This window comes from Butyrivibrio sp. LC3010 (genome assembly GCF_000424385.1).
GTDB lineage: Bacteria > Bacillota > Clostridia > Lachnospirales > Lachnospiraceae > Butyrivibrio.
In genome coordinates, this window is sequence record NZ_AUJU01000008.1 from 71883 (window position 1) to 88342 (window position 16460).

General features: G+C 40.5%; 13 protein-coding genes. All 13 read right to left on the reverse strand.

Translation table 11 applies throughout. The features are described 5' to 3' along the window. Window positions 1-217: 217 nt before the first annotated feature. A complete protein-coding gene (locus G622_RS0107765) occupies window positions 218-730 on the reverse strand; it encodes a CarD family transcriptional regulator (RefSeq protein WP_026510235.1) in 513 nt (170 codons plus the stop codon). Between the two features lie 259 nt (window positions 731-989). After that, window positions 990-1445, reverse strand: coding sequence for a hypothetical protein (locus tag G622_RS0107770; RefSeq protein ID WP_026510236.1), 456 nt, complete (start codon window positions 1443-1445; stop codon window positions 990-992). A 204-nt stretch (window positions 1446-1649) separates the two neighbouring features. Then, entirely contained in the window at window positions 1650-3131 is a 1482-nt protein-coding gene (locus tag G622_RS0107775; RefSeq protein ID WP_026510237.1) for a DUF1846 domain-containing protein, read from the reverse strand. 268 nt (window positions 3132-3399) lie between these two features. Then, window positions 3400-4470 carry a 23S rRNA (adenine(2503)-C(2))-methyltransferase RlmN gene (gene rlmN / locus G622_RS22125; protein WP_044957328.1) on the reverse strand — a complete coding sequence of 357 codons (1071 nt, stop codon included), beginning with the start codon at window positions 4468-4470 and terminating at the stop codon, window positions 3400-3402. Further along, window positions 4470-5855, reverse strand: coding sequence for a 16S rRNA (cytosine(967)-C(5))-methyltransferase RsmB (gene rsmB, locus G622_RS0107785; RefSeq protein WP_026510238.1), 1386 nt, complete (start codon window positions 5853-5855; stop codon window positions 4470-4472). Before rsmB ends, rlmN begins: the two co-directional genes overlap by 1 nt. A 1-nt stretch (window position 5856) precedes the next feature. Next, window positions 5857-6573, reverse strand: a complete 717-nt coding sequence (locus G622_RS0107790) for a zinc metallopeptidase (protein WP_026510239.1) — start codon at window positions 6571-6573, stop codon at window positions 5857-5859. Between the two features lie 28 nt (window positions 6574-6601). After that, window positions 6602-7543 (reverse strand): methionyl-tRNA formyltransferase, encoded by a 942-nt coding sequence (gene fmt / locus G622_RS0107795; RefSeq protein WP_026510240.1) that lies wholly within the window; start codon window positions 7541-7543, stop codon window positions 6602-6604. Window positions 7544-7820: 277 nt separating this feature from the next. After that, complete coding sequence (locus G622_RS24485; protein WP_026510241.1) at window positions 7821-10124, reverse strand: response regulator; 2304 nt, start codon at window positions 10122-10124, stop codon at window positions 7821-7823. A 149-nt stretch (window positions 10125-10273) separates the two neighbouring features. After that, the gene (locus tag G622_RS0107805; protein WP_242832981.1) at window positions 10274-11122 is read right to left on the reverse strand and encodes a response regulator transcription factor; all 849 of its coding nucleotides are present in this window, start codon (window positions 11120-11122) and stop codon (window positions 10274-10276) included. 18 nt (window positions 11123-11140) lie between these two features. Next, window positions 11141-12730, reverse strand: a complete 1590-nt coding sequence (locus tag G622_RS24490; protein WP_026510243.1) for a sensor histidine kinase — start codon at window positions 12728-12730, stop codon at window positions 11141-11143. 118 nt (window positions 12731-12848) lie between these two features. Continuing rightward, window positions 12849-14393: an alpha-amylase family glycosyl hydrolase gene (locus G622_RS0107815; RefSeq protein WP_026510244.1), complete on the reverse strand. Its 1545-nt coding sequence runs from the start codon at window positions 14391-14393 to the stop codon at window positions 12849-12851. Window positions 14394-14497: 104 nt separating this feature from the next. Beyond that, window positions 14498-15481: an ABC transporter ATP-binding protein gene (locus tag G622_RS0107820; protein ID WP_026510245.1), complete on the reverse strand. Its 984-nt coding sequence runs from the start codon at window positions 15479-15481 to the stop codon at window positions 14498-14500. Then, window positions 15474-16457, reverse strand: a complete 984-nt coding sequence (locus G622_RS0107825) for an ABC transporter ATP-binding protein (protein ID WP_026510246.1) — start codon at window positions 16455-16457, stop codon at window positions 15474-15476. Before G622_RS0107825 ends, G622_RS0107820 begins: the two co-directional genes overlap by 8 nt. Window positions 16458-16460: the final 3 nt, after the last annotated feature.

Genomic DNA, 16460 nt, shown 5'->3' on the forward strand with positions numbered 1-16460 from the left:
ATTGCTACTTTCCCATGCTTTGCAGTCAATATGTCACGTTGCGATTTATACAGCCATAATCGCATTATGGACTTCTACCCTACCATCAATAATATATCTATGTAATAATTATACGTTTTAATGGCTATAAATTTTATAAAATAAAAATAAAAAAGATGTCAGAGAAAAATCACTGACATCTTTAGCAATTCATTATAATTCTTTTATTAAATTTTAATCAAACAAGAGTAAGCTGTGAAAGTTCACCACAAACCCTCTCTTTAACCTCATCGAGTTTTGACTCCATGGAGTAAGCCATCTCAGAATAAAGAAGCTTCTCTGCAATGCTTAAATACTTCTCATCCATGGATGCAAACTTCTTGCCTTCAGCGGCTCTGGTAGCCTTGATCTGACGAAGTGACTTAACAAGACACATCATCTCAGGAGCCTTATTTCTCTTAATAACATCAACGATAACTGCTTCTGCTTTCTTACCCTGAGGAATATCATAAACCTCAAGCTCCTCAATCTCATCGATAAGCTCTTCTGCTTCATCAGCATCAATAGCTTCTCTCATCTTCTCCTCTGCTCCATCAACAGGAACATAAAGGATTCCCTTATTGTCAATACTTGAAACCATGCTGTAGTAGAGCGTTTCGTTACCTCTCTCAAGGAAAGACGGAACCAAAATGTCTTTTACCTCGCAAAGCCCATGATTACCATAAACAACGCAATCTCCTCTATTCAGCATATTTTTTCCTCCTATGTACAAAACAAAAAAGACTAAGGCGACACTAAAAATATCATAGCAAATTTGTAATAAAAATATAATATTGGAGGATTGTTTTTAAGAAAACCTTAAGAAACTAGAAGGATTAAGTTGTTTTTCAAACCACATGGCTCTGCTTTTTCACGCAAAAAGAAGACCCGGCGGAGGTATACTCTCGTCAGGCCATCTTTGTAACAATATTTTAGAAAGGAAAGGAGGAATAAAATGTAAAGCAAGGTAATTAAATAGCCTCGCCAAGCTTCGTATAAAGGAATCCTGTCTCCTGACAGAATCTGTTGAGTTCCTGGCCAAACATCTTCATATAAGCATCTTCTTTATATTGAGCATCATGTGCCAGGAACAGAATAACCTGTCCGCTCTTTAAATCGAATTCAAAATCCGAAGTCGGATCCAGGGCGTCAATGTCTTTCCAGGATAATCCATATTTCTGTCTGCAGAAATCATCTCTGTTATCCATATCCATAGTATCATGGATAAGCTGCGTTTTATTTTTTCTTATATCATCAAGCCAATGAAGAACTATGAACTCAGCCACATGAAGAGATGTAATCTCATATCCGCCAAGTTTCATATCGCCAATAACTTTTCCAAAATCGATTGTGGCAGCTGCAAACGGATCAATCTTCTGTCCACCAACATCCACACAAAATACCGCATCGTATAAGCTTTGATTCATAGAGAACCTCCTACACACGCCGATATAAGTTTCATGAGTTAATTATAGCACGCTCTGTCAAAAACAATTCTGAACAATATCTAAAATCATTATGAAGTAAATGTTTTTTCGTTAAGCGTGTAAAACTCTGCTCATATCTGCTTCTTTATTACAAGTCATACAAAGGAATCATCCTTTGCTTATGACGTCCAGAGAATCGTATTATCAGCCGTGGAACAACTTCTTGGTCTGATATTTAGGCTCGCAGGTAAGATTAACTCCAAGCTTATGGAATGTAGACTCATCTGCGGGAGAAAGGATTACTGTGGAGTGAACCTCCAGTCCTCTCAGCTTATCAACCTGGTCCAAAGCTGCCTTTGCAGTTTCATCCGTAGCAGCACAGATTGTAAGGGCAATGAGAATCTCACCGATATGAAGGTGAGGGTTATGTCCTCCAAGCTGCTGAACCTTAAGATTCTGTATAGGCTCAATGATCGTATGGGATATCAGCTCTACTTCATCAGGAATTCCTGCCATTACCTTAAGAGCATTAAGGAGCATGGCACTTGTAGCACCCATAAGTGCACTGGTCTTACCTGTCACAACCTGTCCATCCGGAAGCTCTATGGCTGCTGCGGGAGCACCTGTAAGTTCAGCCTTCAGATTTGCGGCAGCAACCGGAGCTCTGTCCTGAATACTGCAGCCGGCCTTCTGCATCAAAATCTCAAGGGTATCAATTCTATCCTGGTTGATTTCTCCCTTTCTCTGTTCACACAATTCCTTGAAATAACGTCTTATTATCTCCTGCTTACCTGCTGCCTGTGCTGCTTCATCATCAATGATGCAGTTACCTGCCATATTAACACCCATATCAGTAGGTGACTTGTAGGGTGAATCGCCGTAAATCTGCTTAAACATCGTATTAAGAACAGGGAATACCGCAACGTCACGGTTATAGTTAACAGTTGTGACGCCATAGGCCTCAAGGTGATAGGGATCGATCATATTCATATCTGCAAGGTCTACGGTAGCTGCTTCATACGCAAGATTTACAGGGTGCTGAAGAGGAATATTCCAGATAGGGAATGTCTCAAATTTAGCATAACCTGCCTTAACACCATGTCTGTTTTCATGATAAAGCTGTGAGAGGCAAACTGCCATCTTTCCGCTTCCGGGACCCGGTGCAGTCACAACGACAAGAGAATGCTTGGTCTCTATATACTCATTCTTTCCGTATCCATCTTCACTTATTATCATAGGAATATTGGACGGATATCCGGGAATTGTGTAATGTCTGTAAACCTTAAGTCCAAGTGCTTCAAGTTTTTTCTGATAAGCAACCACCTGCTCAGTTCCGTCATATCTTGTAAGTACGACAGAACCTACATATAAACCATATCCATGAAAAGCATCGATAAGTCTGAGAACATCCATATCATAAGTGATTCCAAGATCACCTCTGACCTTGTTCTTCTCGATATCTCCCGCATTTATAACTATAACAATTTCAACATCCTCTTTTAACTGAGTGAGCATGCGGATTTTTGAGTCAGGCTGAAATCCGGGTAAAACTCTTGAAGCGTGATAATCATCAAAAAGCTTTCCTCCGAACTCCATATAGAGCTTTCCGCCAAACTGTCCGATTCTTTCACGGATCCGCTCAGACTGCATCTGGAGATATTTGTCATTATCAAATGCCTGTTTCATGTATGATTCCTCTTTTCTTACAAAGTTTTTCTTTAGCATTATATCCGATAGTCAAGAATATGCAAGCCAAAATATTTTTTACAATAAATTAGGAAAAATAGTCAACTGCAATTTTCCTGTAAATTCTAAAAAGTTTTAATTTCTCAGTTTTCCTGCTTCTTCGTTACTGTTCACACCTTACGGTGCTCACAGCAACTGGATTTGCCCATTCCAGTTGCCTTCGGCAAAGGGGCAAATCCTATATTCAAGACGTAGAACATTCTCACGCTCAGCGCAGCAAGTGCGCAGAGCTGTCTGAACAGTAACCCTTCTTCTCACTTATATGGCGGCGTCTTAACTGTCCGCAGGCGCCATCGATATCTCTTCCCATCTCTCGCCTTATTGTGGCATTTATATGCCTCTTTTCAAGCATCCTCTTAAAGGCCTGAACTCTCTCAGCTGTGCTCTCTACATAGTCACGTTCTTTAATAGGATTAACAGGAATGAGATTTACCACGCAGTTAAGATCCTTAAGAAGACCTGCAAGCTCATCAGCATCAGCATCCGTATCATTAACACCACCAACCAGTGAATACTCAAATGTCAGCTGGCGTCCGGTCTTATCAAAGTAATCCCTGCAGGCATCAAGCAGTTCTTCAATCGAGTACTTGTTAGCGATAGGCATAAGCTCCTGACGCTTTGTCTGATTGGATGCATGGAGGGAAATCGCAAGATTGATCTGAAGTTTTTCCTCTGCCAGTCTCTTCATATTAGGAACTATGCCACAGGTTGAAATTGTAAGATTTCTCTGCCCTAAGTTGTATCCGTTCTCGTCAGTTAAGAGTTTTACAAATCTGATCACATTATCATAGTTATCGAGGGGCTCTCCGCTTCCCATGACAACAACTCGTGATACCTTTTCCCCGGTGTCGCGCATTATTGCATAGATCTGATCAAGTATCTCGGAGGGTCTGAGATTCCTCTCAACTCCGTCGATAGTTGACGCACAAAATCTGCATCCCATGCGGCATCCTACCTGTGATGAAACACATACGCTGTTTCCAAAGCGATATTTCATGAAAACACTCTCTATAAGATTGCCGTCAGCAAGCTCAAAAAGGTATTTTCTGGTTCCGTCAATCCTGGATTCCTGTACTCTCTCAATTTTGAGAGATACATATTCGCACTCCTTCGAGAGCTTGTCACGGAGTCCCTTTGAGAGATTAGTCATCTCATCAAAACCTGCTGCCTGCTTCTTGTGCATCCAGTCATAAATTTGCCCGGCTCTGAAGCCGGGCTCACCCATGTCTTTAATAAAGTCTGTTAATTCTTCTTTTGTAAGTGATTTTATATCTGTCATTAGTTTTCCTTACGCTTAAACTTTGCTATAAAAAATCCGTCAGTTCCATATTCTCCGGGAATAATCTGAATATATCCCGCGCATGCTGTAGGAATCTCCCTCATTTTCTCAGGAAGCCGCTCCTTTATACTCACTGCTTCAAAGGGAAGATTTTGCAGTATCCATCTGAAATTTTCCTCGTTTTCCTGCTTAGTCATGGTACATGTACTGTATATAAGTGTACCGCCGGGCTTTACATAATTCCAGACGCTGTTTAAGATATTGCGCTGCTTTATCTGAAGGTTATTTATTGCATTTATGTCCGTGTTCATTTTGATATCAGGCTTTCTTGCAATAACTCCAAGTCCTGAACAGGGAAGATCACAGTACAAAACATCTGCCTTATTCTCAAGTCCCGCATCGTGCTTCTCAGCATCATAGTCTTCAACAGTCACATTTGAAAGCTTCATTCTCATGACGTTTTCACGAATTAAAATGCACTTATTTTCAGATATATCTCTTGCTATAACCTTTCCTGTCTGACTAAGTACGTCAGCTGCATGAAGGCTCTTTCCTCCGGGAGCAGCGCAGACATCAATAACTGTGTCACCTTTTTTGATGCCTGCCACCTCAGTAACCAGCATGGAGCTGATGTCCTGAACCATGAAAGCACCCTCCTCAAATCCGGGCAGATATCTTATATTGTCTGTATGATAAAGATCCATGGCGTAATGAAGTAAAGAGCTTGGCTTCATTTCTATCGTACCGTTATTTGCATGCTTCATCTTAAGCAGAATCTTACGAAGCTCCTCGTTGCTAAACCTGGAGCTGAATCTCACAGTCACAGGTCTTGGCTCCAGGAAGAACTTAAAAATATCTCTGGTCTGTTTAAAGCCATAGTTCTCAAGAAACATCTCTGATAACCACTCCGGCTCAGCATATTTAACCGATAAAAACTTTATCCTGGATTCCTTTGACTCACCGGGATTTGGCCATACTATTTCTTCCTTATTTCTGGAAATATTCCTAAGCACTGCATTTACAAAACCTTTCAATCCAAATAAATGCATCTTGGAAGTAAGCTTTACTGCTTCATTTACAGCAGCTGAATCAGGCACTGAATCCATGTACAGTATCTGGAAGGCTCCCATCCTGATTATATACAGGATCACCTTAGACATTTTTGATATAGGAGTTTTGGAAAACTGACTTATAACATAATCAAGGCTTATCTGACGCTCTATCGTTCCCTCTGCGAGGTATTTTATGAAAGCCTTCTGTTTTGATTCAAGGAAATCATATTTATTAAGCGCCAGTTTTACTGCAGATTTCTGATAGGATTCACTTTTTCCCATCTCTGTCAGTATATCCAATGCGATTTTTCTTTCATTGACCTTTCCAGCCATTTTACCTCCTATTGCGTCTTCCGCCATTTACAATCAAAACCAGACGGAGAAGCTGCAAAATAGATGAAGCGGCCGCTGCCACATAGGTAAGTGCAGCTGCATTAAGAACTTTTCTTGATTTATCTACCTCATCCTCAGCAAGGATTCCGTATTCATTCAGCATTACAAGTGCTCTGTGAGAAGCATCAAATTCTACAGGAAGTGTTACAAGCTGGAATAAAACTGCCAGTGAGAACACCCAAATTCCTATTTTAGCAAGAGGTGTCATACCTATGATAAGACCTATGATAATAATAGGAAGCCCTATCTTCGAACCAAAGTTAGCTGCAGGAACAAGTGCAGACCTGATCTTGATCGGCACATAGCCCTGATGATGCTGAAGTACATGACCGCACTCATGAGCAGCAACACCGATGGCTGCTACGCTGGTTGAGCCATAGGTGCTGTCAGACAGATTAACCGTATTATTCCTCGGATCAAAGTGATCTGAAAGATTACCCGGAACATGCGCCACACAGACATTATTAATTCCATTTCTCCTCAATATCTCTTCTGCGACCTGTGCACCTGTCATGCCTGACATACTTCTTACTCTTGCATATTTGTTATAGGTTGAATTCACCCTTGCACTTGCAAGCATGCAAAGAAGTGCGCCTATTAAAACCAGAATATATGTGTAATCAAACATCATTCCGCCGTAATATCCATATGTATACATTTTTCATTCCTCCACATCTATAAATCTTTTACTGCAGCTTATCCCCTGCACCTATACTGTTTCCTGCAAGGAAAGCTGAAACAGGCATGCGCTTTTTTCCTTCAAGCTGAATCTCTGTGACTTCAAGGATTCCGTCACCGGTATTAACGAAAAAGCTGTCCCTGGAAACAGAATTAATGGTTCCCGGCTGTCCTGCCGTAGCTTTCTCATCAGCGATTCTGCAGATTCCTGCCTTCCAGATCTTAAGCATTTTCCCGTTGAGACCTGTATATGCACTGGGCCATGGATTCATGCCTCTTACAAGGTTGTTAATCTTTTCTGCAGAATCATTCCAGTCAATATGTCCCATTTCCTTGGAAATCTTGCCGCACTTTGTAGCCTCTGCATCATTCTGGGGTACCGGTGTAAGCTCACCTTTTTCAATCATGGGAAGAGCTTCAACTACAAGATCAGCTCCAAGATACATGAGCTTATCAAAAAGTGTACCTGCAGTATCCTCCTCTTCAATGGGAATCTCCCTGGTTATAAGTATATCACCGGTATCCATTCCTGCATTCATCTGCATAATTGTAACACCTGTTGTCTTGTCTCCGTTCAGGATACACATCTGTATCGGAGCAGCCCCTCTGTACTTCGGAAGAAGGGAAGCATGAATGTTTATGCATCCAAACTTAGGAATATCCAAAACCTCCTGGGATAAAATCTGACCAAATGCAGCAACAACAAAAATATCTGCATTTAGAGACTTTAGCTCCTCGACTGTCTCCTTTTCCCTTATTTTCACCGGCTGCAGAATTTTAAGTCCATGCTTTAATGCGCACTCCTTTACAGGTGAGGGCATAAGCTTGTCACTTCTTCCCTTGGGCTTATCAGGCTGAGTAACTACAGCTACTATCTCATGTCCGTTTTCTATCATCTTTTCAAGAGGCGGCACGGAAAAATCCGGCGTTCCCATATAAACAATTCTCATATCGTTTCCATCTCCTTCGCAGTACATAAGTTATGACTTTCCGAACGATAACAAGGAAAATCGTTCGGAAATCTGGCTTCGCCAGACACGCCCCTTGCTTCGCAAGGAACTGGTCCAATACGATTATCGAATTTCTGAAGAAATTCAATAATCTATAGGATACCGAATTTCTTCAGAAATTCGATATTCAAAATCTACAAACATTTTACTACAATAAGCGAAGTTATTGCTAAAAACAATATTTTTACTCTGCCAGTCTATATTATTCAGAGAAAATTCAGCCTACAAGCTTCTCCAAAACCGTCGCAAGATTTCTGAAATCTTCAATAAAGTCAGGGAACTTATCGTCAATCTTTTCCCTGTCGCCGGCTTTGCCAAGCAGTTCAAGTTCTTTTGCCTTAGCTGAAATATCAGCCATACCTACGGTAAGCGCACTGCTCTTTATTGCGTGAACATTTATCGTAAACAGCTTTATATCATCCTTTGAAAGGCAGTCTTCCAATAATGCCGCCTTCTCCTCTATTCCCTTCACGAATATTGAAAGTGCCATCATATAGGTTTCCGGGGTTCCACAGTAATCGATACCTTCACTTACATTAATCCATGGAAGCTCAGAAAGCTCACGGGGTATTCCTTCAAAGCTGACCTCATGAGTCTGTTCAGAACTTACATCCTGAGCCTGTAAATCGCTTTCATCCGTTGTACTGATCTTACTTTCCGGCAGATACTTAATGAGCATATCCATCATTTTGGAAATCACGACCGGTTTTGTCAGATAATCGGTGAAGCCTTCAGATAGCATACGCTCCCGCTCCCCTGAAACAGCACTTGCGGTAAAGGATATTACAGGAGTTGCCAGAGTTTTTTCCGGATAGTCTTCCTTCATCCTTTTTAATGTCTCAATTCCATCCATCTTAGGCATCATATAATCAAGGAAAACAATATCATAAGAATTTTCTCCGAATTTGCGGATACATTCCTCTCCACTACTTGCAGTATCTATCTTTATCTTTGTAGGCTCAAGAAGTCCGCAGATAACCTCAAGGTTAAGATCCGTATCATCAACAAGAAGCATTCTGCAATCAGGCGCTTTAAATGAATGGTGCTCTTGTTTTTTAGTTTCAGTTACTGAGTTAACTTCATTCTTCCAGTTTGAACCGATAATATTTTTATCAGTGATCTGCTGAGTGAGTTCAAAGCTGAATTCAGAGCCCATGCCATGGATACTTTGAACATTAAATTTTGATCCCATCATATCAAGCAAATGGGCTGACATGGCAAGACCTACACCTGGGCCTTTTTCTGAATTTTTCTTTTCAGTATCTATACGCTCAAATGCTATAAACAGTTTTTCCTTATCCGCATCCTTGATTCCAAGACCAGTATCGGTGACAGTAAATCTGATATGGGCATTTTCTCCTTCTATGCCACGTAGACGTGCCCTGAAAATTATCTTGCCTTTATCCGTGAACTTCACTGCATTAGTCAGAAGATGCGTGATGACCTGCTTTATCTTTAGTTCATCACCTATCACTCTTTTAGGAAGATTTGGATCTATATCCATATGTAATTCCAGTCCCTTATCCTCCACTCTGAAACGGATAAAATTGTAGAGATCATCTATAAGTTCAGGCATGTAGTATTCTACATTTACAAGCTCTGTTTCTCCTATTTCAACATTAGAGAACTCAAGAATTCCACTTATTATTCTCAGCAGACTGGTGGCAGACTCCCTGATATTTTCTGCGCAGGATATGACCTTATCATCATTACTGTCGCGAAGAATTATCTCATTCATTCCAATGATAGTATTTATGGGAGTGCGAATCTCATGACTCATATTTGCCAGAAAAGCTGCCTTTGCAGCACTTGCCTTCTCAGCATCCCACAATGCCTTCGAAAGCTTCCTGTTCTTCTTCCGAGCCTCATTCTCTTCAAGAAAAACATGAACAAGACACGATGCAAAAAGGCAGCCAATATTATAAAGAGGCAGTAATGGCGCACAGGTCTGCAGAATTATAAATAAGATCATGACAATACATGAAATAGTTATCGTAATTGTACGCTGTTTGTTTTCTCCCGATGACTTAAAAAATGTAATCAGGGCACATAAAGTTGTTGCTGCAAACAGAAAAACCTGGGCTATAAGAAACAGATATCTGACAGGATGAGGAGTGTACACTCCGTTCTGATCAAATGAGAAAAGAATTGGATACATGAAATTAACTAAAAGACACGACATTACAAAGGTGAACATTATCCACCCTGTGTATGTCAGAATTGTATCAAACAAATTGCCGTTATTCAGATATGAAACCACAAACCTTGTCCACATCAAAACAGAAAGGGCCATCAGCATGAAATATACAACAGTATCAATATAAACAAGCTTAATCAGATGCCATTCATACGCAATTCCCCATATGATGTCCGTGAACATATAGAGTATGACACTTATAAGAAAAGACCTGTATTTAATATCATTTTCAGACAACTCTTTTTTAGATATTGACCTTAGAAGTCTGTTGTTTATGATCACATACACAGCAAGCGATAATAATCCAAACCCTGAATAATTCATAATCTCTCCAATTATAAAATATCTTTATAAGAATAATTGCATTAAATTCTTGCCCACAAGAAGTCGCAATATATTAATTTAATTATAATTTGATATTATCGCTATTGCACATAAATTTTTTATAAAATAACGAATCACTTTAGGAAACTTCAGGAACCATTATTGCGGTATTCGTTAGGTGAAACACCATTTATTTTCTTAAATACTTTAGAAAAATGATTGACCTCACCAAAGCCGACCATTTCCGCAACATCAGCTATCCGTAGCGATGGATTTTTAAGAAACTCCTCGGCTTTTCTAATGCGTATGCCGTTTAATATCTCTGAAAAATTCTGTCCCATCTCCTTGTTTAGAAGCTTACTAAGATGCCACTGGCTCACATATACCTTCTCGGAGACCTCTGCAAGCATTATTTTTTCACTGTAGTGCTCTCCCATATATGCTATTGCATTTCTGACTATGAAATTATTGGCAGCATCCTCATGCTTATCAGCCTTTTCCCCGATGCTGCTCCCATTATCTGCATCTTTTCGGTCTCCTGCTTTTGATAAATCGGGCTCAGCATCCACTTCTGATACAGCTTTGTCATACTGGCTTTCAGAGTCAAGCTTACTTACCATAAATGCAATCGCTTCTTCAATCTCTTCCATATTTGAAGGCTTTAGTAGGAAACGTCGAACCCCCAGATTCAGGGCCGTCTTTGCATATTCAAAATCGCGAAAGCCCGTAAGTATTGTCACCTGCATGTTACTGTATTCTGACTTAAGGGCTGCCACCATGCTTAGTCCGTCCATTTCCGGCATGCATATATCAAGGAAAACCATGTCGGGCTTTTTTTCCGTGATAAGCGTCTTTCCTTCAACTCCGTTGTAAGCTGTAGCAATTACTTCACAGCCAAACTTATCCCATGCAACACTTCTCCTAAGCCCTTCCACTATTATCGGCTCATCATCTATTATCATCACTTTATACATCTGGTTACCATACTCCATATTCATTGATTTGTACTACCTGCTTCAGGATAGTGGCATTACCATCCTGAACTGCATCTTATCCTCATCGATGAGATGAACGGACAGACCATACTTTTCTCCAAAAATAAGCTCTATTCTCTTGTTTACGTTATATATTCCAATTGAGGTATGAACTCCGGGAACACTCTTATCAAGAGCATCTTCCCCGCTTATAATCCTGCTTATCCTATCGATATCCTCAGTCTTCATTTTCTTTCCGCTATTTATTACGTCTATAATAAGCTCATTATTATCTTCAAAGATATTAAGCCAGATTGTACCATGACTTACACTCTCTACTCCGTGCTTTATGGCGTTTTCCAATATTGGCTGCAGAATAAGCTGAGGAACAAGTGCATTTACAAGATTAGTGTCCACCAGCTTTTCAACCTCCAGCCTGTCACCAAAACGCATGGACATGATATATAAAAATGCATCAGCGCACCTGATCTCATCAGATAATCTTGTGAGTACAACATTGTCCCTGTTTATTCCGGAAGAAAGAACTGTTCCCAGTGCCTCGATCATTTTGCTGACCTCAGTATCCCCGTTCATCCTGGCCTGCCAATTCATCATCTCCAGCGTATTATTTAAAAAGTGCGGATTTATCTGAGCCTGAAGCGCCGCAATCTGGGCATCCTTTGTGGCCATTCTCTGCTGGTACTTGGAGTTCTTCTGCATGTAATAATAAGTCATTATCATTATTGGAAGCATTGCAAGGACTGAAATTATTACTATCAGATTGACTCTGGAAATCTCATAGTACAGATCTCCCATATCCTTAATATAGTAAAAGTCCAGACTGTAATTACTTTCATCAACATTATATCTATAGCCTGTATATCCTGTCTGAAAGGTTCTTCGTATTCCCCTTTCATGTTTCTCTGCAGAGCCGCTTCGTAACCCACTAAGGACATTCATTTTGTTGTCAGGAATTTTAACCTCTCCGAAATATGTGAGAAAATATCCGGTTTTATTTACCTCAACAAAAATGTTCTCAAGCTCTTCCAAAGGTATGTCCTTAAAGAATTTATCTCTTTCAAGACCTACTACCACTGCGCCATAACTGATGTCATATATTGAGAAAAACAGATTCTGAACAAGATAAATCTGATCACCGACTATGGCAACCTGAGCCTGCTTTTCTTTATTGTGAACAAAGGGCTTTAAATATCCATCCACATTTTTCATATAGTCATCATAATTAAAATCACTTTTTGCAGCATAAACCGAAGGCTCATCCTCATTTATCAGATAAAATGCCGTAAAAGCAAACTGATCATCCGGAGAAAACTTACTGATAATCTGAAGACGGATCCAGGTCAGATAGTCCTCTTTGCTAAGGTTCCCCGTCTGGAGTTTTCTGTAATTACTTTTCCACTCTTCTCCGGAACTTTGGCGGTATATTCGCGAGGCCGCCTCATCAATATGGGATTTTAATAAAACCCCCGAGACATTGACCGCATTCATAACCTCACTTTCAGTTCTGTCTATGTATGCGTTCTGATATTGATTAAATATAAATGATAACAATACTGCTATTGGAATCAGCCATGATATTGAAAACAGTATAAAAAGCGTTTTAGATTTCAAAAAATTCCTCCGGGAAGTCAAAATATTTAAAGCGCATTTACCCCGGTACCATTTTATAGCACCGGGGTTGCATAGGAAAGGTAAAAACTGAAAGGTATTGCCTTAGTTTCTTGCTATTTTAACGTATTACTACAAAAGACTGAGAAGAAAGAGTAAGCTTATCCTCTCCAATTTCAGCATTTCCAAGACTGTATATTTTTTCTCCCTTTACTGTTAAAGCTGCAGTTTTTTCTTTATCAGAAGGATTAACCGCTATTGTAAGACTTCCTCTCTTATATACAAAAGGAGCATTTTTTTCTGCGCAGAGAACCTTAAAATCAGCATCTGCCTGCAGGTCTTCTTCTCTGTGACGAAGATTAAGGAGCTCTTTTACTACATTAAGAAGTGAATCCTTATCCTTCTCCTGCTCCTCGACGGTAGGAGCATCTTCTGCTTCATCAACAGGCAGATACAGGCTGTCCTTGCAGCCCTCGGAGAATCCAAGGTTTTTACCCTTATTCCACTGCATGGGAGTACGTGAACCTGTACGGTAATAGCCACCCTCCTTTGTGGGAAGCTCCAAATATCTCATGCCGATCTCATCACCATAGTACAGGAACGGAACACCGGGCATAGTAAAGATGAATGCATAGGCTATCTTAAGCTCATCGGGTTCAAGTGTATATCTGGGTCTGTTTGTGTCGTGGTTGCAGGTTAGCATGGAAATATAACCTATATCCTTTGTATCCTCATACCACTTCACATATTCATCAAGGAAACGATTTATGTCTCCGTCACTATCCTTTTTAAAGAATGAATTATCCTCTTTTTCCTTATCATTTACAAAATAATCTCTCATAAGAGTGGAATAGCCATTTCCCGGATGATTCAAATAAAAATCCATGTCATATCCGGCTCTTAATGCTATTGAAGGTCTGCTCCACTCAGCGACCATTGCAGCCTCCGGATACTCTTCATCAAGCATTTTTCTGATATCAAGCCATACCGCACTGGTTCCTGTCTGTTTTTCATCATCATGCTTTACCAGTGATCCTGCCATATCTACTCTGAATCCATCGCAGCCATGATCGAGCCAGAATCTCATAACATCCTTTATGGCTTCTCTTGTTGCAATGCAGTCAGGATGGTCGATTGGAAGCTGCCAGGGCTCCTCGGGATTTAAGAATCCATAGTTAAGAGCAGGCTGGCATTTAAAGAAATTAAGAGCATAGGTCCCGCTTCTCTCACTTTCACCGCCAATATAATTAAGGTCCGCTGTCCTCTGAAAACAAAAATCTGACCAGATATATCTGTTGCTGTATTCGTTCTTTTCAGCTTTCTGGCTCTGTCTGAACCACTCATGTTCCTCTGATGTATGACCGGGAACAAGATCAAGAAGAACTTTTATTCCTCTTTTATGAGCTTCTCCAAATAATCTGTAAAGATCATTGTTGCAACCGTATCTTGGAGCAACCTTCTTATAATCCCTCACATCATATCCCGCATCTGCAAAAGGTGAATCAAAGCAGGGATTGATCCAGAGTGCGTTGCATCCAAGGGACTTTATGTAGTCAAGTTTTTCTATAATTCCATTAAAATCTCCGATTCCATCCCCATTTGTGTCATAGAAGGACTGAGGATAAATCTCATAAAACACTGTATCCTTTAACCATGTAGCTGCCATATTAGATTATTATTCCTTTCTTTCAAAAAATTAAATTTATTTCCCATCAAAGATTTTTTTTACTTTAAATTGAAACCACTTTTTTTCCGAGGAAAAACAGGAATCTATGCTTCTTTAGCGGTTAAATGATGGAAGCAGTAAACACTTCGTCCGCCATCAAGCTTTGTTTCATCCGGCTTATTCTGTCTGCATTCATCTGTAGCATAAGGACAGCGTGGTGCAAACTTACAGCAGGTAAGCGCATACTCTTTTGCTTCCATGTCCGGCATGACAAATTCCTGGTTCCATTTGTCCCCGACTCTCGGAACTGCTTCCATAAGCAGCTGTGTATAGGGATGAGCGGGATTGTCCATAAGTTCCTTAGCGGGGCCGTACTCAATGAGGCCTCCGCGATAAAGAGTTGCTATATAATCAGACACATAATATGCCGTTGACAGATCATGGGTGATATATATAAATGAAATGTTGTACTTATCCTTAAGCTCCTTGAACAGATTGACAATGTTCATCTTCATTGAAGCATCAATAGCCGCAACCGGTTCGTCTGCTATTATCAGCTTTGGCCTTGTTATTAGCGCTCTGGCGATGGAAACTCTCTGAAGCTCACCACCTGAAAATTGTGCTGAATATTTACCTTTTACAACTGCAAGGGACATTCCTACACTCTTTAGAGCTTCGTCAGCCTTTTGCTCTGCCTCTTGCTGATTTTTAGCTATTCCAAGCTTTAACGCGGTGTTATACAAATATGTATCCACAGCTTTTCTTGGAGAAAAAGATTCATAAGGATTTTGGAAAATCGGCTGTACGTCCAGTTTGAACTGCTTTGCGTCATACTTTTCCTTGTCACTGTAGGATTTTCCATTGAGGATGATATCTCCTCCATCCGGTGTATGAAGTCTTAAGATCATCTTGCAAAGTGTAGACTTACCGCATCCGGACTCTCCAACTATTGATAAAATGACAGGCTTATCAGCATCTATTGAAAGCGATACGTTATCAACAGCCGTCATCTTTTTTCCTCTGATCATTCCGCCTATTCGGAAATTTTTGGTAACGCCTTTTACTTCAAGTAAATATTTATCAGACATTGATCATTCCACCTCCCTCTTTCAGTAAGTGGCATGCAACAAATCTTCCGGGCCTGATCTCCCTGAATTCCGGAACAGATGCCTTGCACTTATCTGTAGCATAGGGACAACGCGGTGCAAATCTGCATCCCGGCGGAGGATTCCTAAGTGCCGGAGGTCTTCCGGGAATACCAACCTTCGCACTCTTATCGCCAACCTTTGGAAGCGCATTTACAAGCATTGTTGTATAGGGATGAATCGGGTCTTCGAAAATATCTTCCGTAGGTCCAAGTTCAATCATGCTTCCTGAGTACATTATTCCCATTCTGTCTGTAATCTGATAGTGAACACCCATATCATGGCTGACAATTACCATGGTATTTTTGAGCTGCTTCTGCAAACGCATAAGCATCATCAGAATTCCCCTCTGAACAACTACGTCCAGCGCAGTTGTAGGTTCGTCTGCCAGAACAACATTGGGCGACATAAATGTTGCGAGGGCTATGATAACGCGCTGTCTCATTCCGCCTGACAGCTGGAAGGGATATGCTTCAAGAATATCAGGTGAAAGACTTAGCTCCTCAAGATAATTAGCCACTCTTTTAAGAGTCTCCTCTTTAGTTTCCTTTTTCCTGTCCTCCTTTGGAATGGAATCAAGAAACTGTTTTTTTAGTCTTGTTATGGGATCAAGAACCGACTGGGCAGCCTGCGGAACATATGCTATGTTGTTCCACCAGGTCTTTTTGATCTCACCTGAGGAATAGGCAAAATCCCTGGCGTTCTTTTTTCCTGACAGTACAATCTGTCCTTTATCTATTACCAGGGGCCACTCAATGATGTCGTAAAGCGTCTTAAGAAGTGTTGTCTTACCGCAGCCTGACTCCCCGGCTATTCCAAAAATTTCATTGTCGCCTATAGTAAAATTAAGATCATTTAAAACATGTACATCTCCATCGATCGTCTTGTATGAAGTCGACAGATTCTCAACCTTTATCATTTA